This window comes from Pseudoalteromonas sp. bablab_jr010 (assembly GCF_016464105.1).
Classification (GTDB): Bacteria; Pseudomonadota; Gammaproteobacteria; order Enterobacterales; family Alteromonadaceae; genus Pseudoalteromonas; species Pseudoalteromonas simplex.
The window spans coordinates 1-23,952 of record NZ_JACDWV010000205.1 but is presented as its reverse complement, the minus strand read 5'-3'; the positions used below and the strand labels follow the sequence as shown (position 1 = coordinate 23,952).

The following is a 23,952-nucleotide window of genomic DNA, read 5'->3' as shown; positions in this document are numbered from 1 at the left end:
GAATTACTGACAACTCTTAGGTTGTTTATCTTACCCGATAGGCTACCAGACAGGCATTATCCAAGGGTGGTAAGAAGGAAACCTAATAAATATCCCTATAAAAGAAAATGCCAGTCAGCTCTTAACTGACTGGCATTATGCCACTTGGCAGCTTTTTTTTTAGTTTAAGCCATTGCAGGGCGTGATTTATAATACTGAATACATCCTAATTGCGCTGCATTAGTCAGTAATATCATCACAAAGGTTAGTATGTGAGACACACTTGGTGTCGCCATAGCAAGTTCGGCAGCGAGGCCACAGCTTCCAGCAACAAACTGTAGGCTAAAGTAGCGCGCACTTAAATTACTAATATCACCACTTTTAATGGTTTTATAAGTCTGCGGCATAACACGAATAGAGCTCATGACTAAACCTACATAAGTTAGCCAGTTAAGCACCGTTGCTGTTTCATAATGAGGGTTAAGCAACAAACCAAAAGGCACGACCGAGATGGCTAATAACCCAGCTAGCTGCATGCGTTGCTTTCGTTCAGCATTGTAACGAACAAAGTAGTAAAGAATCACACCACTTAGCATGCCGGTAACAACAAACGGCAAAACCATGTAAAAACGCTGAAAAAACAGATTAAAGGTGATGAAATACACACTTTGCGCAACACCAAAGCTCATCATTAACAGCGAAACGCCCGACACACTGCGATTTTTACGGATCTTATTTAAAAGCGGATAAAAGCTAAACGCTAAAATAAAGCATGAAATAATCGGCAAAAAGTGCGCCAAAACAGACCTCTCTCGTTACAATTTAGTTAATAAGTTAGCAATTTATAAATCGCCCATGAAAGTGCAGTAAACAACTGTTTTTAAAGCGATTTAAAAGAGCGCGGCATTGTAATGAGAGAGTATTAGAATGCAATAAAGAATAAAAAATATACAACTGACTATTGGCAAGATATCCGTACAAGCTGTTTACAGCTGATGACACTAACGACTGACTTGAATAGTCACTGCAATATGGGTACATTGAACGGATAGTATTCAGGAGAGAAAAGCTATGAAGCCAATTTTATATGTAATTGTTTTATTTTCCTTTTTGGCTGGATGCGAGAGTACAAGCCAACAGTCAGCCCCCCCTCCTAGCGTTGCCAGCTTACTAAACAATGAACATTTTCAACAAGTTGAACTAAAAGACCCTGAACTTTTTACCTTACCAGCCGAGGAACAAAAACGCTTCCTTAACTATTTCACAAGACACCAAGGTGACTATTTAAGAGATGATCAAGTTCTTTATCAATACTTAGAAAATAAGCTCAGTAATTTTAATTATTTTAGCGCCACCTTAAATGCCCAACAGGCATTACAAAATGAGCAAGGCAATTGCATCAGTTTAGCAATTTTAACTCACGCATACGCGCAACTAGTCGGGCTCAAAACTGGTTTCCAAGCGGTCTCAAGTGAGCCTGTTTATAGTAAGCAAAATAATATAGTGTATGTGTCAGGCCATTTTCGCACCAAAGTCTATGCCCCTTTAAGTGAAGAAGATAATTATTTGGTACCGCCAGGTACTGTCATTGACTACTTTCCTGCTCGTGGTAGTTTTTATTCCGGCCGCGCTGAACTAAAAGATTTAATTAGCCGTTATTACAGCAACTTAGCAAGCGACGCACTTATTGCTAACCAATTTGATTTGAGCTACAGCTATATTTTAAAAGCCAATGAATATACACCAAATTCTGCTGCGCTTTACAATTTAGCTGCCGTATTACATCGTCAATCGGGTGATTTAGCTGGAGCAAAACATATTTATCAAACAGCGATGCAGCATGGCTTTAAAGATACGAATTTACTACATAATTACGCAGTGCTGGCCGAGCAACTGAATGATCAGGTTTTGGCAGAGCAGCTCAATTCACAACTTGCTATGCTTAGACAAGACCCGTTCGAGTTACTCGCTACAGCGATTAACGCTCGTAACAATGGCCAATTTTACAAAGCAAAACAACAACTCGAGGAGGCTATCGCATTAGCTCCGTATTTATCTGAACCATATATAGAGTTAGCGATTGTAAGTTATCAGCAAGGTAATGAACAAAGCAGCGAAGAATGGCTAGAAAAAGCCATTGAGATAGAAAATAAAGACGAAAAACTAGCACTTTATCACGCCAAGCTTTTCGCCTTAAAAGGTCAACACTAGTTTATAACGAGTAATAAAAGCTTAGCCAAGCGCGTAAATCATTTTCAAAGTCGTCGCCTTCTACTCGGGCGACGCCAAAATCAAGGTTTACATCATTTAAACCTGCAGGCCCCATGCCAAAGCTAAAGTCTCCTTGCCACTTGAGACCGTAACTTTGTGCATAAACTCGGTTATCGACCTGATGCTGTCGGTAATAAAGCCAAGGTAATGAATCTTTGTAACTAATACCCCCGCCATAGCCTTTATAGCGGTTACCTAATTGACTAATAAACGGCAGCTCAGGGGCAACAACAAAGCCACTTTGCGTGTCATTATTAATTAAGTTTGACTCATAACCACCAAGCGCAAGGCTACTGTCATCGCGATATTGCTGAGCAAAATTAACATAAACTGGAATATCATAGGCATAACCGCTCAATACGGTAGCAAAGTTAAAGCCCTGCCAATTATTCGAGTCAGCATCACCGGATAGCCACTGGGCACTTACGGACTGAGAAAAACCATATTGCTGTCTATCATATTGCCATTTTTGTTCAAGTCCAAGGGTTAACCATTGATCATCCCCGTTACTAAAATCACTGTAGTTATAGCTCAAACTCGGTGTAATACTAAGCTGCTGAAACTGCAACGGGTAGCTCATGGCTAAATGCGCCCCTGTGTTACTTAGGTTTACCGGCATTTGTGAATGGTACTGTTTTTCTGATTCAAGGTCGTAATCAAATAGCAGTGCTTTAAATTTTAGATCAAACGCTGAGTACTTAACGGCCGCGAACACCCCTTCTAATGCTTTGTCATGTAAATCAGCACTATAGCCTGCCTGTAAATCGAGCTGCTTTAAAAAGTCATTGCTTTTTACTCCAAGGGTAAGCAGTGAAGATGAAGCCGAATAGTACTGAGATGCCAACGAAAAGGTTGGTTTTTGCTGCCAAATATCATAATCGGCTGGCTCAGTTGGGCTTTGCGGGTAGATTTTCGCCTCAGGTAATACTTCGCTCGTTACTTGCCCTCGTGGTGGCGCCGCACTTTTAGCAAATTCAACAACCTCTAATCCTTGTGGTTGCTCAGCAAAATGCTTGATATTCGGCCCTTCAGCAGTGATCGATAAATACAAAAGTTCACCATTATTCATTGCCATTGGGTGTGCAACAGCTTCTTGGCCTTGCGTTAATTGGCGTAGTGAATTGCTTTGTAGATCATAATGATATAAATCGAGAGCTTTCTTTTTACCGGCAACAAAATATAGCCCTTTGCCATCTGCTTGCCAATTAGGTTGTGACACATACTGATAGCCCTCAGGCATTGGCACAGTAAGTGATTTTTGAGAGCTTAAGTCTTGTATATACAACTTCCAATTGGCATTCAATGTCGCTTTTAAATAAGCAAGTTGAGCTTTATTAGGGCTTAGTAATGGATAGTCATAAACCGTTTCTAGGCTTTTCTCAAATAAAGGGGTAGAAACACCCGTATTGAGGTCAAGGCGCACTAGCTCAGAGAAACCATGCTGAGTTTGCTCAGCATAAACAGTTTGCCCGTTATCACTAATACTAAAGCGGCGCAGCCCTGCATGATGCGTCAAAGCGCTCACTTTACCAGTGTCGATATCATAGCGGTATAAATCAGAAATACCTTGAATGGAGCCTTTAGCAACTGTTGTTGTGGCAGTGAAAAACAAAGTATTTTCGTCTAACCACTGCGGGTTTTTTATACCCTGCCTATTAATTTGTTGAAGCACATGTTTTTGCTTACGCTTAAAGACATTGGGGGCTTTATCTGCGATATCGACAGGATCATCATCAAGTAACGCTTGTTGCTGCTTTGCAAAATCATCGGCAGCCTGTTGATTGTCATCAGTGCTATAAATGACTAAACGGGTTTCGTCATCTTTGTTGCGCTCAACAATCGCAAGTTTACTGTTATCTAAACTTAAAACAGGGTTCGAGGCGTATAAATCAAGCTCTAACCAAAGCTTGCTTGTAAGTGTTTGCTCACTTACCTCTTTAGCCATTGCTTTATAAGTATATTCGGCAATAAAACGACGATATAGGCGCTCAGGTGAGTCGCCAAATACCCCGCTAAAGGCCTCATCAAAATCACGTGCTTTAACCGCTTGCATGCGTGTCCAAACTGCATCAAGAGTTTGCGCTGAATAGTTCTCTTCGAGCCATGCAAGAAAGCGAGAACCCATTAAATACGCCATTGAGCCAGCTAAATAGCCTCCTTCGGTACTACTCAATTGGTTATGTTGTGGCAGCGCACCTTGCTGGGCAAATTCAACCAGTATTGCTTCTGAAAGGTTATCGTATAAACGGCCTCGGCCTGTCATTTTCGACTCAAGCAGCGTTGCATAGCCTTCGGCAGCCCAGCGCGGCATTTCGCCATCAACTAAATCGTAAATATCCCAACTATTACGAATAACCTGACGTACGTCGCTTCGAGTAGGCTGAGCAAGATGCACTAAATGAATATATTCATGCAAAATCAATAACTGCTGCCAGCCATCAGTGTTAGAAATCACCGTGTCGGATTGCGGGGGCGTAGTAAACAAGGCCATTAAAGGCTTATTAGTTACAGGCAAAGCAAAGCCATTGGAGGCGTTAAACGGGTCGAAAACCAGTACATCGACCACTTCATCAAGGGCACGGTTTTGCTGTTTTAAAACCTTATCACGAACAATTTCAAGCTCTGTTGCTGCTGAACGGGCCCATTGCTGATTCTCAGTACTAAAATGCACGTTAAAGTGTTCGGTATGAATGGTTTGCCAAGTTTCTTGGCTTGAAGCGTGGCTAGCAGCAAGTAGTGCCGTAGTTAACAGGGCTTTTTTCATCACAATCCTTGATTAGCAAGTTACTTAATTTAAGGATTAGTATGCGATGCTTTTTAAAAAGGCTGAAGTTAAAAAGTGTAAGAAATTACTCGATTTTAAGTGGACGAACCAAGCCTAGTAATTGATAAACAATAAATATTGTCGCTGCAAACATAATACTGCTTCTCAATGCACCAAGACCCGCAAGAGCCATCGCGCCAGTCACAAGCAAAGCAATACAAGTCACTGCACAACTTACGCAAAGACCTTTACACTCCTTCTTATTGCGAGCATAGCAAAGCAATCCGACAACACCTGAAATAGCTAAAATAGGTAGTAAATAAATCATTGCGAACCTCCATCTGTAGCTTTTGAGAAAGTATACTCAAAAACCCAAATAGGTCAATGATATTGAGAATTATTTTCATTTAAAACCAGTTCCGCTCGACGCCTTCTATTTCATATAGGGCGAAATCAGCAAACTGCTCAGCCAGCTCTGCTTTTAAATAAGGCATTGATACTGAACCAGAAGCAAGTTGTATATACAAGCTTTTAAGCTGTGATCGGCGCATTAAATAAGTGCTTATTGTGGTGACACTTTGTGCTTTATAGAGTTCAAAAACACGATACTGCACACCCAGCATGCCGGTTTTAAATACGGCAAAAAAGCGGCCGTCATGTTGATACATAGCCACACCCGTTTTTTGATAATTCAAAAACACACCGATCATCAAAACTAAGCCCACGACAATGCTCCACAGCATCGTAGCAGCATCAAATAAGGCATTGAAAATTAAAGCAGAAAATATAGTAGGTAGGAGCACATATAAAAACGTATTCTTATAAAGTAAAGCGCGCTCAGGCTTAACAAAGTTAAGCTCTGTTAAATCAACAAACCATGGAAATAACCAGCCACACACAGCTTGCACTTGCTCTTTGGTGATTACTGGCATCACTAACGTTTGTTTATTTTTATGTGCCGCAACCCCAGCAGCCATACCACCACTACTCACTTGTGGGCAAATTAAGGTATAGCGATTAAGCAGCCGAGCAATAATATTTTGCTTGATTTGCACACTTTGAATTTTCGACACGCTGATCGAGAGTTGCTGGCGCTCAAATAAACCTGCCACACGCTTAAACTTATCGTCCTGAAAATACAGCTGAAAGTTAAAAAAGCGCACCAAGGCCATGACAACAGAAAGTAAAATAGCACATAAAACAATGGCAACAACCATGATTAACACAGCGATTGCAGCGGCACTACCAACGAACGCAGCTTGCTCATTCAGTATGGCCTCTAGGCGGTTTATGATGGTTTTTTCGAGGTACTCAAAAATCACATTCATAAATGGAGCAAGTGCAGCCAATGCCAATATTGCCATGTTCGACATCAAACCAAACTTAGCAATTTCAGCATTGCTGATCGTTAAGGTTTTCGGTTTATCTGTTGCTTCGCTCTGCTCAATAGACGGCTGTTCTTGCTGTTGTAACTGAGCCTTAAATTCCATAACTTGTTCACGAACTTGCTCGGCATAGCTAAGCTTAACTCCCGGGATCACAGCTTCTTGAGCACTACTACCGGCAGCATCGAAAATACAATTAACCAAATTAACCGGCTGAAAATAAAAAGGTTCGGCAATGTTTACGTTCTGTACTCGAGCAAATTTTAGGGTTAGCCGCTCTTTTTTAAATACCCCTTTATTGAGCAGTATTTCGTGACCATCCGTTATGCGGTATTTAAAATTACGATAATAAGCAAAGGCATACAGCACTAAAACTAAAGAGGCTACGGCAACAGCTATTTGCCCCCAAAATAGCTTTTGCTCAACTTGCGTAACAAATAACACCAAAATTGGCAGTAAATTAAGTAGCCCATCTTTTATGAAGCGCAGTGCAAAGTGAACAATAAAATACAGTAGCGCCCATGGTGACACGCGTTGCCATTGTTGATCACTCATCGGCAAGCTCATTTTCTTGAGTTGCTGCATTATCACCATAACTTTGCACGAACTGGCGAACATCATTGCATTGTTCGTCCGTTAACCCACTGATATGTAAATCAGCACTCATGCCACCGGCACTGTAAAGCCTGAGTGTTGCGAGTCCTAACTTTCGCTCAATTGGTCCGCGATGAATTTCGGTGTGTTGCACGCGTGAAATAGGCAATAAGGTGATTTGTTGCCAAATTAAACCCCGCTTAAAGGCAATATCATGCTCTCTTACTGCTACCCCTTTAGCGCGAACGCTATAAAGGTTGTAAACCATTGACAGTATTACCAGCAATGGCAAAACCAGCAACCAAGGTGTAGCAATGGCTTCGCTAACGGCTGGATTAAAGTGCCGTACTGCAATGATCACGGCCATTAAAGGCACATAAAACAACAACCAATTTAGTTGTACATGCCATATCGCATTATCTGCAAGTGGTTGGAATTGAATCGTTTGATGCTTTGGAAGGGTTTCTATTTGTTGATTACTAAACACGGTAATTCCTTGTAAAGGCCAGCGGTGCCGGCCTTACGTGCTAACACTGAGTTATTATATGTTATAAATTATACCCAGCGTAGTTTTGTTGCAAGTGTATGGCTTGCTCCAGGTGCAAGTTCAACACTATCATCAAGGACATTAGCCGCTTCTAAACACAGCATGACGTGATATTCGTCATCAGCAAAATTAGAAAGGCGTTTTGATTTATCAATCCATGGGTTCCATAGTACACAGGATGTTGAATTTTCGCGGCCTACTTCAATAATGCCATCAGGTGTAATGATACGCTGAGTGTCTTTTGCTTCGGTGTAAACCATGTCTGTTTCACGCGCGAACGACACTAACTCATTTTGCTCAAATGGACCTTCAGCAAATTCGATGTATTTCGCGCCTTGCAGGCCATCTACTTTTGTTTCTTCAATTGCTGGTGTTGGGAAATACGTGTGCAGTGCTTGAGTGAACTGTACAGTTTGGTTATCTAAGTTTGTGGTTGTTAAACGTAGCTCTAAGCTAGAGGTTAAAATAAACTCGGCCAATAACTTAGTTTTATAAGGCCAATACTTTTCATCAACTTGCGTCATCGGTAATGACAAGCTGATATAAATAGAATCGTCTTGTTCTTTCACTTCTTCTGCGCGCCATAAACTTGTGCGAGCAACACCATGAGCTGGCCAGCCTTCATGTTGGCTTACTCCGAACCATGGCCAACAAATCGGAATACCGCCTCGCACACCTTTGCCTTCTTGGTAATCTTCTAATTCTGAGACCCATAATAGTGGCTTTTTATCGGTTGGCGTGAACTCAGTGATCTGCGCACCTTGCAGAAAAATAGTAGCGCTACAAAACTCACTAGCAACTTTAATAAATTCAAGCCCGGTTTCACTTTGCTCAATCGTAACTGATGGCGATAACTTCATAATTCGTCCCATTTAATGAAAGAAAAATCCACCTTACCCAATGCAGTGGCTTTTAGTAAATAATATTTAGTTATTTGTATAAATTGTTTTACTACAAAGTGATGGTGTCACCTCGTAGTTGCATTTTAAGTGTTAACAACAATTACTCCATCTAAATTTCAACTTTTATGTTTTAATTTCTACTCTAATTAATAAATAAACACGATAACAACCTTTATGGCCGCAAATTATAAGACACATAGTTATTATTTATTTGAACTCAATTTATTAGATGTGTAATATTTTGCGATTGCGGTTGTTCCACGCCGCCTTATTTAAGAGACAGAAACATGCAAAAGTATGACGAGCTACTAGTGTCGCTGCGCAAAGTGATCAGAGCCATCGACCTTCATTCAAAACAGCTCAATAAAACCTCAGGCTTAACAGGCCCACAATTACTGATTATGAACGAGGTTGCACAAACCGATGGCATAACCGCTAGTCGCATTGCACAAAATGTAAATTTAAGCCCGGCTACGGTTACCAATATCTTAGACCGTATAGAAAACCGTAACCTGATCACCCGTGTACGTAGCCAATTAGATAAACGCCGAGTTAGTTTGCATCTCACAGAAGCAGGTAAACAGCTATTAGAACAAGCACCTCAACCTCTGCAAGAGCACTTCATCGAAAAGTTCTCAGCACTCGAAGAGTGGGAACAAAGCTTATTACTTTCATCAATGCAACGTATTGCCGCAATGATGGATGCAGATCAACTTGATGCTTCACCACTACTTGAAGTTGGCGCAATCACCAAGACATTAGAACCACAGTAAAAATTAAAACTGATTGATTAATATTAATTTTCTGTGGCTAGTCTTGGGTTCAGCATGAATATCAACTATGCTTGGTAGTACCCATTCCAACACTAGCGAAAATTCATGCTTAAACTATCAAAGTTAGCCCTCGCAATAGCCTTGGGCACAACTTCAAGTCTTAGTCAGGCATCTGAAATTGATGACCTTCAAAAACAGCTGCAGTTACTGAAACAGCAAATGCAGCAACTGCAAAGCAAACTTGATGCTGCAGAAGAAAAATCACAGCAACAAGCCGAGAAACAAGCGCAAATTGATGCACAAGTAGCAAAGCAACAAAAGCAACTTGAGCAGCAAACAGCGGCTGTTGAAGCTCCTAAAAAAGAATCTGGCATTAAGGTTGGGGGTGCAGTACGTACCAACTTCAGCCATACATCCTATGACGATGGTAATAAAAACCGCGGTGGCGACTTCGACTTTGACATCTTCAGACTAAATTTTGCAGGCGATGTAGGTGATGTACAGCTTAACGCTGAGATCCGTTTTTTCGATTACATGACTGCAGTTAAATATGCCTATGCAGCCTATGACTTTGCTGAAGACTGGCAGGTGCAGGCAGGTATTACCAAAGTGCCTTTTGGTAACTGGCCTTACAACTCGCACAACTATTTCTTTGGCACTACTTATTATATAGGTCTTGAAGATGATCATGATTTAGGTGTTCTATTCAAGCGCAAAATTGCTGATAACTGGCAAATTGATCTCGGCTTTTTCAAAAATGATGAGCTAGGTGGTGTTGACGGCTATGTAGACGATAGAAGCGACCGCTACTCATATGATGTTGTCGGTTTCCGCTCTGCTGATGAAGGTGTTTATGCCGAACCAACCAATCCGATTGGTGAGTACAATACCTTCTCTGGCCGTTATGGCTATCATTTTGAGCATGACGGCGGCACCACCGAGCTAGGTGTTTCTGCGTTATCAGGTGGTTTGCATGACGGCGAAGACAAAGCCGGCGATTACTACGCTTGGGCACTGCACTTAAACAGTACTATTGGCCCATGGAATTTCCAGCTTCAGCATGGTGAGTATAACTACGATATCGACAACGTCGACCGTATGGCTGTGGGTGCTTATGCGTTTTACGATAGCATTGCCGCAGAAGCAACCATGACTAATGCCAATATCGCTTACAGCCTACCTGTAGAGTGGGGTCCGGTAACAAACCTGCAGTTTTATAATGACTACGGCATTATTTATGACAAGTCAGATAACAGCGAAGATACATGGATGAATGTAACAGGGGTATCTGTTGCCGCAGGTGGCTTATTCACTTATTTTGATTTTGTACAAGCGAAAAACCAACCATTTGTTGGCGGTTCAATTGCTGGCGACAGCGACGACACCGAAACTCGCTTCAATATCAATATTGGTTATTATTTCTAGAAATAGCCAAAAATAAGACCTACAAGCCCAGTTTAAACTGGGCTTTTCATTTGTTTAAAGTAAGTTTACCTATAGTGTTAGCTAATAATATTAAGCTGAGCTAAAGTTAAATAAACAACATGGTGTAGACTATGTTGCTAAAACCAATAAATACAAACCACCTTGATCATAGGTATCGAGCAAGCACTACAACGATTTAAGTTTTATCTGGCCCAACTTTATTGATGAATGTGAGAGCGGCGTTTAACGCCTATAAAAATGGCTGCTATCAATTACTCGGGTTATTGATGGTGGGTTTAGGTATCATAGGTATTGCATTACCTGTGATGCCTACGACTATCTTTTTTATACTAGCATTGGCGTGCTTTACCCGCTCATCACCCAAACTCTCGGCCTGGCTGCTAAACCACCCTAGATACGGCCAACCGTTAAGGTTTTGGCAAGAGCATAAGGTTGTTCCTACCCGTGCTAAGTTATTAGCAGGTTTTGGTATGGCTATCGGATATGCTTTTTTACTACAAAGTGCCGCACCCATTTGGGTGATGTATCTTGTGGCAGTGATTGAATTAAGCGTATTAGCCTATTTAATTAACCGCCCATCTGCGCCCAATAAACCAACCCTAATTCAAGTTAATATAACCACACAGATGCGCTTGATGTTGCTTGCCTGTTTTCTCAGCTCGCAGCTAGCAGTTATGGCTTATCTCGCTATTTATTTCTAGCACAAAGAAATGTAAAGAACGTAAACTCGCTTGTTATCAGTAATACAAATCATTATCATATTTGTATCTTTAACGAATAAACCGCATTATGTTCTCATTTAACAAACGCAACTTTTATAGCGTTAGCCGTGCCTTACATATATACCTTTCAACGGCCTTATTCTTTTTACTTATTTTATTTTGTGTCAGCGGCATCATCCTTAACCACGTTAGTTGGCTCGAAAATGATAAACATAATGGTCAGAACCAACTACTTGTTTCTGCAGAGTTATTTGAAAAAGCGCAAACAAACCTCGACACATTGCCAAGCCTTTACCCTGAAATAGAGCAATACATGCAACAGCAGTTTTCACTCAGCAATGTAAAAAGTATTGAGTGGGAAAAAGAAGATGCCTTGGTAATGCTCGACTACCCGCTTCCGGCTGGCTTTGCCTACGCCGAAATCGATTTTCAAACCGGTGAACTTAATATTGATTATCAAACCGGTGGCTTTATGAGTCTGATCGGCGACTTACACAAGGGCCGTCATACAGGTGAAGCATGGAGCTGGGTGATTGATATTTCAGCTGTTTTGATGATTCTGTTTGCTATTACCGGATTATTTATCCTCTTTCAAAACCGTAAAAAACGTGCCGCAGGTCTATGGTTAACGCTTCTTGGTGTTGCCACGCCTTTGGTTATTTATCTAGTTTGGGTGCCTCAACTTAAAGGAGTATCTTAATGAAACAAGCCCACTTACTCGTTGCTCTACTAATTAGCTGTTTATTCAGCCCTCTGAGCTTTGCAAAAGATCCCAATCTCACCGTTGAATTTACCTTACCTGAGCTAGATGTTTCTCCATATCATCGCCCTTACGTGGCGTTATGGCTAGAAACACCTGAACGTAAACACGTTACCACGATTGCACTTTGGGTCGAAAAAGCTGAATGGTTTAAAGACTTACGTCAGTGGTGGCGAAAAGCCGGTCGTAGCAACGACAACTTTGATGGTGTGACAGGTGCAACAAAACGCCCAGGTACTTATACGATTGAATGGCAAGGTAAAGATTTAAAAGGTAATCCAGTTAAACCTGGCAGCTACCTACTTAATGTTGAAGTTGTACGTGAAGAAGGTGGCCGAGATTACACCCGCGTTGAAATCGACTTAACAAAAGACGGCAAAGTCACAATTAAAGGCGAAAAAGAGTTCGCGACTAGCTTTGTTACCATTACCAGTAATTAAGGACAAACAATGAAATTAAAATTATTAAAAACAGCGCTGATCGGCGCTGTGACCTTCACAGCACTTGCATCTGGCTACGCACAAGCACATGCCCGTTGGTTAATGCCATCTCACACTTCTTTATCTGGTGAGAAAACTCACTACGTGATGATCGATGCCAGTATTTCTAATGAGTTATTTAGCCCAGATAAAGCATACCGCCCAAAACAAAAAGGCGCAGAGTATGACGACAACTTATTAGTTGCCCTTGCACCAAATGGTAAGCCGGTCGAAGAAACGATTCGCGCATACTATTTAAAACGCAAAAACTCAGCGGCAGTGAGCTTAACGCAAGACGGTACTTACCACATTGCTATGCAGCAAAAGCCAATGCTAATGACTTTCTATAAAGACAAAGATGGCAACCGTGGCCGTGTGTTCGCAGGTAAAAAAGAAGCAGACCTACCAGCAGGCGCAACCGACGTGCGCACTGTAAAATCAATCGCAACTGTTGATACTTTTGTAAGCCGTAATGGTACTTCTAAGCCAACATTGCTTGGTCAAGGCTTAGAAATTTCAGGACCTACTCACCCGAACGATCTATTTGCTGGTGAAGAAGCTAAGTTCCAATTATTAATGGATGGCAAACCAGCTGCCGACGTTGAGCTTGCGATTGTTCGTGGTAGTGCACGCTACCGCAACGAGCGTGACGAAGTGAAAGTAACAACCGATAAAAAAGGCTTCTTTACGGTGACATTCGCTCACGCCGATATGTATCTAATTGAAGCATCAGTTGATCAAAAACCAACAGAGGCCGATATCGATAACGTACGCTACTCATTATTCACAACACTTGAAGTAGCGCCTGAATAATAAGCTGATTAGGCCTCAATAAAGGCCTAATTCAACTTTCGAGGAAGACTGTAGTCAACCGTGTGATCGCAGCTACCGTCTTTCTCGCAATCATTTACCCCATCACCATCGACATCCCAGCTTGGGTGCATGCCTTTTAATGTACTTTTTACGACGCTAATATCTGCTGTAAATTCACTTTGCTCATCACGGCGCGCAGCATTGCGCATCAAAAACACTCGAATCACATAATCGCCATTATCAGGAATTTTAATCTCGGCATGATCACCTTTTGCCGGGCCAACAAACAAAGCTGTTGGGTTGCCTTTTGGTAAAATATTAAAGTAGCTGCTTGAATTTGATGGAGCAAAATCAACCTTTAAAGTAGTGCCTTTATTAAGGTTAATTTGATATTCCAGCAACTCATAACCTTTGATTGCGCCTTTAACTTGCCAGCTTTGCTGCACCGCAATATCTGAAGCTAGCAACTCATAATGACGACTATTTGGTAAATTTTGTTCAGCAAACACCAAACTACTTTTAGCCACCGAAAAACAAAACCCTATTAATAACAACAACTTCATATTTTACCTCCTTTTAAATTCTCTTTTAAAGAATGATAAACGCTATTTTTACAATTTTTAATTCTTTTAAAGTGAACCTATAGTTACTCCATCGCAGACACACTGCTCAACTAAACAGGATACCTACTATGAAACTTTTTACTTTAATCTCAGCTCAACCACACTTACAAAATATTAGCACTTTATTGGCGCGTATTGGTTTATCTGCCATCTTTTTACTAACTGGCTTTAGCAAAATAGAATTCTTTGATGCAACTGCACAGTACATGGCATCAGTAGGTTTACCAGAGTTCTTACTGCCGTTTGTGATTGCTTTTGAAATTGTTGGCGGGTTATTTATTTTACTAGGGTTTTTAACACAACTAACCGCTATCGCTTTTGCTGGTTTCAGCTTAGTCAGCGCTTTGCTATTCCACTTTCAACTTGATGATCAAATGCAATTTTTAATGTTCTACAAAAACATTGCGATGGCAGGCGGCTTTTTAGCATTAGCCAGTGTTGGTGCAGGCAAAATCAGCCTAGATCAACTAGTGTTAAAACGTAGTCAGGCGTAATATTTCTACCAGCCAATGACCTAAGTTGTTGGCTGAATTTGTTTTTAAGGGAGCGCGAAAATGGCAACGTTATTAACAGCAACCAGCCACGATATTGGTGGGCTCGATGTAAAACGCATCTTGCCGCATTTTGACAAAAAAATGGTTGGCCCATTTATCTTTTTTGACCACATGGGGCCAAACCACTTTCCTCGCGGTGAAGGCATAAATGTGAGGCCTCACCCTCATATTGGCCTATCAACGCTCACTTATTTATTTACTGGCAGTATTTACCATCGCGATTCGCTAGGTAATAGCCTGCAAATAGAGCCCGGCGATGTTAACTGGATGACCGCAGGTCGCGGTATAGTGCACTCAGAAAGAGAAAGCCTTGAAGTGCGGGCGAGCGAGCACGACATTAATGGTCTGCAATGCTGGGTTGCTTTACCTGAGAGTATGACCGAAATAGCACCGCGTTTTGAACATATCAAAAAACAGCAATTGCCTGAGAAAATCGAAAAAGGCGTGCTGATGCGACTCATTGTCGGTGATGCCTATGGCTTAAGCTCCCCAGTGAAAAACTACTCACCGATGTTTTATGTCGATACAGTCGCCGAGCAAGGTAGTCATATTACTAAACCGCACCCTCATCATGAAACCGCCGTGTATGTTATTTACGGTGAAATTAGTGTGGGTGATACTCGCTATACCCAAGGTGACTTTGTGCTACTTGATGACAGCGAACACGAAATAACGACTCTAATGCACAGCCGCTTTATTTTACTCGGTGGCAGTAAATTCAATAAAGTCCCGTATTTACACTGGAATTTTGTTGCTTACAGCAAAGAGCGCATCGAGCAAGCAAAACAAGATTGGCAAGCACAGCGCTTTGCTAAAATCCCCGGTGATGAGCTTGAGTATATTGAGTTGCCCTCACCTAAAAAGTAAACTTTATCAGCATTTACAGGTACTATTAGGTAGTTAAGTAAGCAAAGGAACATCATGCTAAGAATTACGCTAGAACAGTGGCGCATGTTTCGTGCTGTTGTTGAATTTGGAGGCTTTAACCAAGCCTCACAAGGTATTCATAAAAGCCAATCGAGTATTCATAACGCAGTTGGCAAAATTGAATCTGCGCTCGATGTAAAATTATTCAGCATTCAAGGCCGTAAAACCGTGCTCACTGAAGCCGGCGAGATGATGCTGCGCCGTGCTAATTACTTACTTGATGAAGCCGCTAAAGTTGAGGCCATTGGGCAGACTTTGGGTGAAGGTATCGAAAGTAAGTTACGCATTGCCGTTGATGCTATTTTCCCACAACAATTGCTTTATAAGGTACTTAACGACACGTCATCGCAATACCCGCAACTGCGTATTGAGCTGCATGAGTCTGTACTAATGGGGGGCAATGAACTGCTCGAAAACGATCAGGTTGACATTGCTATTACCGGCTTTCCAATTGCGGCAAGCTTTCACGAAGAGTTATGTGATATCGAGTTTATTGCCGTCGCCCACCCAGATCATCCCTTGCATGCGATAGAGCGTGAAATTACCCTCGAAGATTTAAAATCACACCGCCAAATTGTTGTTCGCGATTCAGCGAATAAGCACAAACAAGATGGTGGCTGGTTAGGTGCCGATCAGCGCTGGACCGTCACTCATATGCGCACTTCGATTGATATGATCAGTAATGGATTGGGCTTTGCGTGGTTACCAAAAGTCGCGATAGAAAAACAACTTGCGACAGGGCAAATGAAAGCACTTAATTTAACCCATAACAGCAGTCGCAGCGCTAAGTTACATTTACTCTTTAAAGACGGTGACAAGCTTGGCCCGGCAGCACGCTCGTTTATTGGCGAGTTGCGTTATCAAGTAATGGAAAACCTATAGCTTCAAGGGCGTTTCAGCAATACCTTTAACGCCCGGCTCAAGAATAAACACGCCACCACTGTGCGGGTAATCAGCGAGTACTGAGTCTTCGAGCCCTACTGCCGCTGTTGTCACCGCCAGATGCGTGAGCTCTTCACCTACAAATGCGACACTCGTAACACGCGGTGCGGGTAAGCGAATAAACTGTACTTGCTCACCGTTTGGAGCAAAACGATACACGCCATAACCATTCCATGCAGCAACCCACAGATGATCTTCGCTATCAACGGTCATGCCATCAGGAAAACCCATATTGTCAGTAAAGCGAATAAACTCTTGTTTATCTGCAAGCTCGCCATGCTCATTCAGAGTGAAGCGGTAGATTGTTTGTTTATCTGAGTCTGTAGAATATAGAAACTGGCCATTTTTACTTACCGCAGGCCCATTGCTAATGGTGTAGTCATGATCAACTGCTGTCGGAGCCTGACCATGACCAAAACGGTATAACTTGCCACTATTGGTTTGCTCTTGAGAGTCCATTGAGCCAAAAAAGCCAAAGCCTTGGCGAGACGTTTTACCATCGTTTAAGCGGTTTTGTGAGGGTTCGTGATCGATTGAGTAAAGAAGTTCGCGGCTAAAGTCTTCACTATTGAGCTTATAAATGCCTTTGGCAAAGCCTGCGATTAATTCAGCTTGCTCGGTTTCCATCACCCAGCAAATCGGTTCTGGCATAGTAAACTGGCTAACTCGCATCGATTGACACCGCAAACGAAACAAACGCTGCCCTAAAATATCGACCCAAAATAAACAGTTATGTGCCTTAGCAAAATAGGCACCTTCGCCCAATTGGCATTGGCTAGAAATGATTATTTTAATGGTGTCATCGAGCATTGGCTTCATTACACAAAAAGCTGAACTATTCTCATTCTATCTGTGTATGAAAATAAGTGCTAGACCAGATAAACCCGCAACCAGCAAGATGATGCCGCGAATGGCCTTTTCATTGAGGTTATTGTTGATCACAAACGATAAGCCCCAGCCAATTAAAATGGCGGGTAAGCAAAAAAAGAACAGCTTTACATCGGCCATATCGGCAGAGCCTGTTAGCATCAATACAATAATGCCAAATAAGTTTATAAATACAAAAAAGGCACTTAGGTTTGCTTTAATTTTGTCTTTATCTTCAGCTTGATAGAGTAGCCCCATTGGCGCGCCACCGGCTGACGTTGTGGTACCTAAAAAGCCTGACGACATTGACGCAAGTAAGCTTGTAATAGTGGAAATTTTCGGTTTCATACCTATGATAGACAACGCCACCACTATCAAAATACTCACTCCTAGCAAGAGTTGATACTGCTTCGCATTGACATACCACATCACCACAGCAGCAAGAATAACTCCCACTGCACCACCAATAATGGAAATGCCCGTCTGTTTCATGTCTATCGCACCGCGGTGTTTAATCATTAACACCGACGTTAAAAACAGCGCATTCAAAATCATTGGCCCAGGCACCAGCTCTGGCATAAGCCAGTAAAGCACAGGCACGCATAGCATGCCTAAACCAAAGCCAATAACACTTTGCAGGCAAGCGCCAATAATCAGAATTAAATAAACAAGTACAAAGTCGGTCAAACTTTCTTACCACCTTCCTAACTATTAGATTCAAATGTTTAAAATAATTATTTATTATTATAGTACTATTTGGATCGTGTAAAATTTTTTCTTTGGTTTAATTTAACTTAAAGCAACTAACAATTTAATTAAGTCCAACCTGCATCCACTATCAGTGATTGTGCTGTCATCATGCGGCTGTCATCAGCAGCTAAAAATAACGCGGCATTCACTATATGGTCTGGTTGTATTGTTTCGTTAATACACTGACTTAAACGAACATCTTCAATCATTTCTGGGGTTAGCCAATGAGTCATTTGGCGCTCTGTCATCACCCAACCCGGAACCAGTGAATTCACACGAATATTGTCTTTACCGTATGAAGCAGCTAATGAACGGGTTAAACCTTCAATTCCCGCTTTTGCGGTTGTGTAGGCTGGCATGCCTGTTTGCTTAATACGCCAACTTACCGACCCCATATTGATAATGCTACCGCCGCCCAAGCGCTGCATGTGTTCAACTACAGCTTGCGATGAAAAGAAACACGGGCGCAAGTTAACAGCAAACTTATCTTCCCAATATTTCACATCCATATTCTCAGCGGCATGGCGGGTGTCATCGGCTGCGTTATTAATTAACACACCAATGTCACCCTGTTGCTGACGCGTTTGCTCAATGGCCGCTTTTAAGGCTTCTACATCACGAATATCGCAATGGATAAACTGCGGGTCAAACTCATATTTACCCGCTAATTTAGCGCATAACGCATCGCTTTGCTCAGTTGCAATATCAACAAAGGTGACTTTCGCGCCCTGCTCGCAGAACCGCGTTACCATTACTTCACCAATTCCCGATGCACCACCAGTAATAAACACACTCTTACCAGCAAGGCTTGGGTAAACTGTTTTTAGCTCGTTTGAATTTGGCATGATAACCTTTTGTTTTAAAGTAATTACAACGTCAAGAAGCGATACTTATTGAGCCGCTTCTTTGTCGGCGATTTCTTTTTCAATAAACGCCATTGCTTCATCAATCATGTACGTCATCATGTTTTTAGCACGCTCAGGGTCGCCGCTTGCAATCGCGTTATACACTTTAAAGTGCTCTTCAGCGATCGCCTTTTTATTGCCCTTAGCAGGTGTAGTATGTTGAATACTCACGTGTAATGCGGTGCGAATGAAATCACGTAATTGATAGAAAAAACGGTTACCACTGGCATGTAAAATTGCTGTGTGGAAGGCAAGATCTGGCTCATGCATTACGCCTTCTGGCTCTTCTGCTGCCGCTTGCATTTTATCGAGTGCCATTTTAATTTCTGCAATGGCTGCTTGGTCGCCTTTTCTTGCTGCAAGTGCTGCTGCTTGTGGCTCAATCGCCAAGCGCACTTGTAGAAATTCTTTAAGTACGTAAAGTGATGGGCTGCTTTCTAACAACCATTTTAATACGCTTGTGTCGTATAAGTTCCAGTTCTCCGCCGACTCAACACGAATACCTTGTCGTGGACGAGAAGAAATCAGTCCTTTTGCAGCAAGCATTTTCACTGCTTCACGAACAGCTGTGCGGCTAATACCATACACTTCACAAAGTTGTGCTTCGGTTGGTAGCCCCGTTTCAGTGTTATAATCACCAACAATTATTGCTTTACCAAGCTCATTGGTAACTTGTTGTGATAGGTTTAAATTTTCTAAACGCGCCATGTGTGTTCCTCAAAAGATCTGAGTAATATGATACATCTATAAAGCTATTCCGTCATCCTGGAAATAATTGATTAAAATCAATAACAAGCAAAAAACAGCCTAATACAAGTGTCTATATTTCAAACAATACAGTCACCATTTTACCTACAGACTGTCACCTTATTTTAACAAATCTCTTTCACTTACCTTATTTATAATATAATATTTTTATTCAACAACTAAAAAAGCAAAATTCTCTTTCAAAATTAGGTGGAACACACGATGGTCGAACTAAGTACCTTAGACTGGGCAGTGCTAGCAGGATTTTTTGTCCTGTTACTAGGCGTTGTCGTGATGTCTATGCGACAAAAAGAAGAAGACACCGCTGATTACTTTTTAGCGGGTCGTAATGCAAGTTGGTTAGTGATTGGTGCCTCTATTTTCGCATCGAACATTGGCTCGGAACATTTAGTGGGCCTTTCAGGTTCAGGCGCACAATCGGGTATGGCACTGGCTCACTGGGAAATGCAATCGTGGATCATTCTACTACTCGGTTGGATTTTCGTGCCTTTCTATTGGAGTAGTAAAGTCTACACCATGCCTGAATTCTTAGAGCGCCGTTTTAACTCTAAATCACGTACCTTCTTATCTGTTATCTCATTGATTAGTTATGTATTAACCAAGGTTGCGGTAACGGTTTATGCCGGCGGTATCGCATTTAAAACAATCTTGGGTATCGAGAGCATTTGGGGTATCGACTTCTTCTGGATTTCAGCGATTGGGCTTGTGGTGATCACCGGTATTTATACGGTACTTGGCGGTATGAAAGCCATTATGTGGACCTCGGTGTTGCAGACCCCTGTGCTCATTATTGGCTCCTTGGTCATATTAGTTGTTGGACTAGATAAAGTAGGTGGCTGGGCAGAAGTTGAGCGTATCAACGATGCTAATATGCACCTTATTCGCAGTGCTTCAGATGCTGAATTCCCTTGGCCAGGCATTATTTTTGGTTCATTCATTATTGGTTTTTGGTATTGGTGTACAGACCAATACATCGTACAACGTGTTTTATCCGCAAAAGGCATTAAAGAAGCCCGTCGCGGTACCATGTTCGCCGGTTACTTAAAATTACTTCCTGTATTTATCTTCTTAGTGCCGGGTATGATTGCCTATGCATTAAATGCTAAAGGTATTATTAGCTATGAAAGTGCTGACCAAGCCTTCCCAACGTTAGTTGCTGAGCTATTGCCAGCAGGTGTTAAGGGGATTGTAATCGGTGGTTTAGTAGCGGCTCTTATGAGCTCTTTAGCATCATTATTTAACTCATCAGCAACCTTATTTACCATTGATTTCTATAAGAAATTCAAACCAGAATCATCTGAGAAGCACCTTCTGAAAGTAGGCCGTATTGCCACTATCGTGATTGTTGTATTAGGTCTTCTGTGGATACCCGTCATGAGCTTAATTGCCGATGTGCTTTATGAATATCTGCAAAGTGTTCAGTCTCTTATTGCACCGGGTATTGCTGCGGTATTTTTACTAGGTTTATGTAGTAAACGCATCACTCCAACAGCGGGTTTTGTTGGCTTAGTATCAGGTTTTGTGCTTGGTATGATCCGCTTAGTATTACTGCCATTTAAAGATGATTTAACAGGTTCATCATTTGCGTGGATCACCACAATGAACTGGTTATATTACTGTATTCTGCTATTTGTCGTGGTCGTTGCGATTATGATTGTGGTAAGTATTTTCACCAAACAAGCAGACGAAGAACAATTGAAAGGTCTTACTTTCTCAAGCCTAGATAAAGCAACTATGAAAGAAGTAGCTGCCGGCTTAGATAAGTGGGACTACATTCATACTGCGGGTATTATTGGTATTACTGCCTTTATTTACTACCGCTTCTGGTAATCGTTCGTTCCCAAAGTTGTAGGGCGCCAATTGGCGCCCTTTTTTAATCAGCGAGTTCTGGTGAGAACACTGGAAAACCGTTTTTATCCCACGTAATAATGCGTGCTCGCGCATGGCGATTTGGGTCTGTAAGCGGTGTGCCTTTCAACTCTTTATAGTCACGACTGTGATAAATCATTAAATCGGTTACACCATCTTCAGCTTTTACAAAACTGTTATGCCCAGGGCCAAAACGACCTAGCTCAGCATTGGTGGTGAACACCGGCTCAGCCTTTTTATGCCAACTAGCAGGATCAAGTAAATCAGCATTCACATCTGCCCATAGCAAGCCCATCGCATATCGATGATCGGTGGCACTGGCTGAATAAGTGACAAATATTTTATCGCCATGGGTAATGACTGCAGCACCTTCGTTCACCTTGTAGCCTTGCACTTCCCAATCAAGGGTTGGCTCAGTAATCGCGATAATGGGTTCTTTAATTGATGTTGGTGAGTCCATTTCAGCTAACCATAAAGCTGAGTTATAAGTTGCAGGCTGGTTCTGCTGCGCCCAAATCATGTAACGCTTCCCCTTGTGCGTAAAACTTGTGGCATCAAGCGAAAAACTATCAAGGTGGCTAGTTACTTGCCCCATTTCTTGCCACTCACCTTGCATCGGATCATCACTGTCGTTTTTAAGTGCATACATACGAATACTAAACGGTTTTTCGATATCACCTGCGGCGAAATAGATATACCAACTGCCATCAATCTGATGTAGCTCAGGGGCCCAAATGTTGACACTCATTGGGCCTTTATCGCGCTTTTGCCAAATAACCTTCGGCTCAGCTAATTTTAAATCGTTTAAACGACAAGCTTGGCGTAGTTCAATTTCATCAAATTTCGGCGAACTACCTATAAACGTGTAACAGCCACTTTTATCATCGCGAACTAACCAAGGATCAGCACGTTTGAGTACAATGGGGTTATCAATTGGCGCTAAAGTCTTGCTACTATTAGCATCAGCAAAGGCTGACAATGGCGAGGCGCTTAACGCACTAAGAAGCGTTAGCCGAGATAATTTTTTGAGCATAATGTGTCCTGTATTTCGTCTCGATTTTATTGTTAATATTGTATTACATATTATATAGTAGCTGAATGAACACAAGAGTTAAAACAACAAAAGGTATTCAAGCATGAGACCCGTAAGTAAGGTGACACACGCAATGAAGTGGCTTTCAACAGGGCTACTTTTTTCTGCCGCAGCCGTATCTGCAAAGCAAGTTGAAGTTCACGACCCGGTAATGACCAAAGAAGGCGACACGTACTATGTATTTAGCACAGGCCCGGGCATTACCTATTATGAGTCGAAAGATTTAACCAACTGGAAACTTACCGGCCGCGTTTTTAAAGATGAGCCGAGTTGGGCAAAGCGTATTTCACCAAGCTTTGATGGCCACTTATGGGCACCTGATGTGTATGAGAAAAATGGTAAGTTTTACCTTTATTACTCAGTCTCTGCATTTGGCAAAAACACTTCGGCAATTGGTGTAACGGTTAATGAAACCCTTGACCCATCATCACCTGATTACAAGTGGATTGACTACGGCATAGTGGTTGAATCTGTGCCTGAGCGTGACGATTGGAACGCTATCGACCCTGCCATTATCGAAGATGACAATGGTACACCGTGGATGAGCTTTGGTTCGTTCTGGGGCGGCCTTAAACTAGTACAACTTGATGATGACATGGTGCGCTTAGCAAAACCTGAAAAATGGCATCACATTGCGAGTCGCCCAAACACGGAACATGGCCCAATTGAAGCACCTTATATCTTTAAAAAGAACGACTATTACTACCTATTTGTTTCGTTTGATAAATGCTGCCGTGGCGTAGAGAGTACTTACAACGTACGCGTAGGTCGCAGCAAAAACATCGAAGGCCCATATTTAGATCAACAAGGTCGCTCTATGGTTGATGGCGGTGGCAGTTTAGTTATTGAAGGTAATAAAGATTGGGCAGCCCTTGGTCATAATGCTGCGTACACCTTTGATGGCAAAGACTATTTAGTATTACACGCCTACGAAACAGCCGATAACGGCGTGCAAAAGCTACGTATTTTACCTATGAGTTGGAAAAACAATTGGCCGGTTGTTAACCCAGCCGACCTAAATAAGCTCAAAACTAAGCTTAAGAAGTAATTATTCAACACACAAAAAACCTGCAAAATTGCATAATGCCAGTCAGTTAAGAGCTGACTGGCATTTTCTTTTATAGGGATATTTATTAGGTTTCCTTCTTACCACCCTTGGATAATGCCTGTCTGGTAGCCTATCGGGTAAGATAAACAACCTAAGAGTTGTCAGTAATTC

23 protein-coding genes and 1 pseudogene are annotated in these 23,952 nt (G+C 41.9%); 12 read left to right on the top strand and 12 right to left on the bottom strand.

The window, feature by feature from the left end; all coding sequences use genetic code 11:
• Nucleotides 1–164: 164 nt before the first annotated feature.
• A complete protein-coding gene (locus tag JIG37_RS22265) occupies nucleotides 165–779 on the bottom strand; it encodes a PQ-loop domain-containing transporter (RefSeq protein ID WP_054552304.1) in 615 nt (204 codons plus the stop codon).
• Nucleotides 780–1,050: 271 nt separating this feature from the next.
• Between JIG37_RS22265 and JIG37_RS22260 the strand changes: the two genes are divergently transcribed.
• Nucleotides 1,051–2,190 (top strand): hypothetical protein, encoded by a 1,140-nt coding sequence (locus tag JIG37_RS22260; RefSeq protein ID WP_199530309.1) that lies wholly within the window; start codon nucleotides 1,051–1,053, stop codon nucleotides 2,188–2,190.
• 1 nt (nucleotide 2,191) lies between these two features.
• Here JIG37_RS22260 and JIG37_RS22255 read toward each other — a convergent pair whose 3' ends face one another.
• The 5 genes from JIG37_RS22255 to JIG37_RS22235 form a co-directional block, all read right to left on the bottom strand.
• Nucleotides 2,192–5,014, bottom strand: coding sequence for a hypothetical protein (locus JIG37_RS22255; protein WP_199530308.1), 2,823 nt, complete (start codon nucleotides 5,012–5,014; stop codon nucleotides 2,192–2,194).
• Nucleotides 5,015–5,099: 85 nt separating this feature from the next.
• Nucleotides 5,100–5,342 carry a hypothetical protein gene (locus JIG37_RS22250; protein ID WP_054552301.1) on the bottom strand — a complete coding sequence of 81 codons (243 nt, stop codon included), beginning with the start codon at nucleotides 5,340–5,342 and terminating at the stop codon, nucleotides 5,100–5,102.
• Nucleotides 5,343–5,421: 79 nt separating this feature from the next.
• Nucleotides 5,422–6,984 (bottom strand): PH domain-containing protein, encoded by a 1,563-nt coding sequence (locus JIG37_RS22245; protein ID WP_244664430.1) that lies wholly within the window; start codon nucleotides 6,982–6,984, stop codon nucleotides 5,422–5,424.
• Nucleotides 6,947–7,480, bottom strand: a complete 534-nt coding sequence (locus JIG37_RS22240) for a PH domain-containing protein (protein WP_054562964.1) — start codon at nucleotides 7,478–7,480, stop codon at nucleotides 6,947–6,949. The genes JIG37_RS22245 and JIG37_RS22240 overlap by 38 nt, the downstream gene beginning before the upstream one ends.
• Nucleotides 7,481–7,548: 68 nt before the next feature.
• On the bottom strand, nucleotides 7,549–8,400 hold the full coding sequence (locus JIG37_RS22235; RefSeq protein ID WP_138599104.1) for a D-hexose-6-phosphate mutarotase: 852 nt from the start codon (nucleotides 8,398–8,400) through the stop codon (nucleotides 7,549–7,551).
• 329 nt (nucleotides 8,401–8,729) lie between these two features.
• Here JIG37_RS22235 and JIG37_RS22230 point away from each other — a divergent pair, with 329 nt between their 5' ends.
• The 6 genes and pseudogenes from JIG37_RS22230 (at nucleotide 8,730) to JIG37_RS22205 (ending at nucleotide 13,435) form a co-directional block, all read left to right on the top strand.
• Nucleotides 8,730–9,215, top strand: coding sequence for a MarR family transcriptional regulator (locus JIG37_RS22230; RefSeq protein ID WP_054552297.1), 486 nt, complete (start codon nucleotides 8,730–8,732; stop codon nucleotides 9,213–9,215).
• A 105-nt stretch (nucleotides 9,216–9,320) separates the two neighbouring features.
• A complete protein-coding gene (locus JIG37_RS22225) occupies nucleotides 9,321–10,640 on the top strand; it encodes a porin (RefSeq protein ID WP_054552296.1) in 1,320 nt (439 codons plus the stop codon).
• Nucleotides 10,641–10,864: 224 nt separating this feature from the next.
• Nucleotides 10,865–11,254 (top strand): annotated as a pseudogene (locus JIG37_RS22220) (YbaN family protein); the annotation flags it as partial.
• A 196-nt stretch (nucleotides 11,255–11,450) separates the two neighbouring features.
• The gene (locus JIG37_RS22215) at nucleotides 11,451–12,083 is read left to right on the top strand and encodes a PepSY-associated TM helix domain-containing protein (protein ID WP_138599106.1); all 633 of its coding nucleotides are present in this window, start codon (nucleotides 11,451–11,453) and stop codon (nucleotides 12,081–12,083) included.
• The gene (locus tag JIG37_RS22210) at nucleotides 12,083–12,583 is read left to right on the top strand and encodes a DUF2271 domain-containing protein (RefSeq protein ID WP_138599107.1); all 501 of its coding nucleotides are present in this window, start codon (nucleotides 12,083–12,085) and stop codon (nucleotides 12,581–12,583) included. Before JIG37_RS22215 ends, JIG37_RS22210 begins: the two co-directional genes overlap by 1 nt.
• 9 nt (nucleotides 12,584–12,592) lie before the next feature.
• A complete protein-coding gene (locus JIG37_RS22205) occupies nucleotides 12,593–13,435 on the top strand; it encodes a DUF4198 domain-containing protein (protein ID WP_138599108.1) in 843 nt (280 codons plus the stop codon).
• A 26-nt stretch (nucleotides 13,436–13,461) separates the two neighbouring features.
• Here the strand turns inward: JIG37_RS22205 and JIG37_RS22200 are convergent, their stop codons facing one another.
• Entirely contained in the window at nucleotides 13,462–13,998 is a 537-nt protein-coding gene (locus JIG37_RS22200; protein WP_199530307.1) for a hypothetical protein, read from the bottom strand.
• Nucleotides 13,999–14,126: 128 nt separating this feature from the next.
• Between JIG37_RS22200 and JIG37_RS22195 the strand changes: the two genes are divergently transcribed.
• The 3 genes from JIG37_RS22195 to JIG37_RS22185 are packed head-to-tail and all read left to right on the top strand — an operon-like array spanning nucleotide 14,127 to nucleotide 16,421.
• Nucleotides 14,127–14,552: a DoxX family protein gene (locus JIG37_RS22195; protein WP_054552291.1), complete on the top strand. Its 426-nt coding sequence runs from the start codon at nucleotides 14,127–14,129 to the stop codon at nucleotides 14,550–14,552.
• A gap of 60 nt (nucleotides 14,553–14,612) precedes the next feature.
• On the top strand, nucleotides 14,613–15,479 hold the full coding sequence (locus tag JIG37_RS22190; protein WP_138619608.1) for a pirin family protein: 867 nt from the start codon (nucleotides 14,613–14,615) through the stop codon (nucleotides 15,477–15,479).
• 54 nt (nucleotides 15,480–15,533) lie between these two features.
• A complete protein-coding gene (locus tag JIG37_RS22185; protein ID WP_054552289.1) occupies nucleotides 15,534–16,421 on the top strand; it encodes a LysR family transcriptional regulator in 888 nt (295 codons plus the stop codon).
• Here the strand turns inward: JIG37_RS22185 and JIG37_RS22180 are convergent.
• The 4 genes from JIG37_RS22180 to JIG37_RS22165 form a co-directional block, all read right to left on the bottom strand.
• A complete protein-coding gene (locus JIG37_RS22180; RefSeq protein ID WP_244664429.1) occupies nucleotides 16,416–17,300 on the bottom strand; it encodes an SMP-30/gluconolactonase/LRE family protein in 885 nt (294 codons plus the stop codon). The genes JIG37_RS22185 and JIG37_RS22180 overlap by 6 nt on opposite strands.
• Nucleotides 17,301–17,327: 27 nt before the next feature.
• Complete coding sequence (locus tag JIG37_RS22175) at nucleotides 17,328–18,035, bottom strand: sulfite exporter TauE/SafE family protein (protein ID WP_138619606.1); 708 nt, start codon at nucleotides 18,033–18,035, stop codon at nucleotides 17,328–17,330.
• Nucleotides 18,036–18,163: 128 nt separating this feature from the next.
• Nucleotides 18,164–18,943, bottom strand: a complete 780-nt coding sequence (locus JIG37_RS22170) for an SDR family oxidoreductase (RefSeq protein WP_138599112.1) — start codon at nucleotides 18,941–18,943, stop codon at nucleotides 18,164–18,166.
• A gap of 45 nt (nucleotides 18,944–18,988) precedes the next feature.
• Nucleotides 18,989–19,711, bottom strand: a complete 723-nt coding sequence (locus JIG37_RS22165; RefSeq protein ID WP_054552285.1) for a FadR/GntR family transcriptional regulator — start codon at nucleotides 19,709–19,711, stop codon at nucleotides 18,989–18,991.
• A gap of 261 nt (nucleotides 19,712–19,972) precedes the next feature.
• Here JIG37_RS22165 and JIG37_RS22160 point away from each other — a divergent pair, with 261 nt between their 5' ends.
• Nucleotides 19,973–21,601, top strand: coding sequence for a sodium:solute symporter (locus JIG37_RS22160; protein WP_199530306.1), 1,629 nt, complete (start codon nucleotides 19,973–19,975; stop codon nucleotides 21,599–21,601).
• Between the two features lie 43 nt (nucleotides 21,602–21,644).
• Here JIG37_RS22160 and JIG37_RS22155 read toward each other — a convergent pair whose 3' ends face one another.
• Entirely contained in the window at nucleotides 21,645–22,673 is a 1,029-nt protein-coding gene (locus JIG37_RS22155) for a family 43 glycosylhydrolase (protein ID WP_199530305.1), read from the bottom strand.
• Nucleotides 22,674–22,806: 133 nt separating this feature from the next.
• Between JIG37_RS22155 and JIG37_RS22150 the strand changes: the two genes are divergently transcribed.
• A complete protein-coding gene (locus JIG37_RS22150; protein ID WP_228482636.1) occupies nucleotides 22,807–23,781 on the top strand; it encodes an arabinan endo-1,5-alpha-L-arabinosidase in 975 nt (324 codons plus the stop codon).
• Nucleotides 23,782–23,952: the final 171 nt, after the last annotated feature.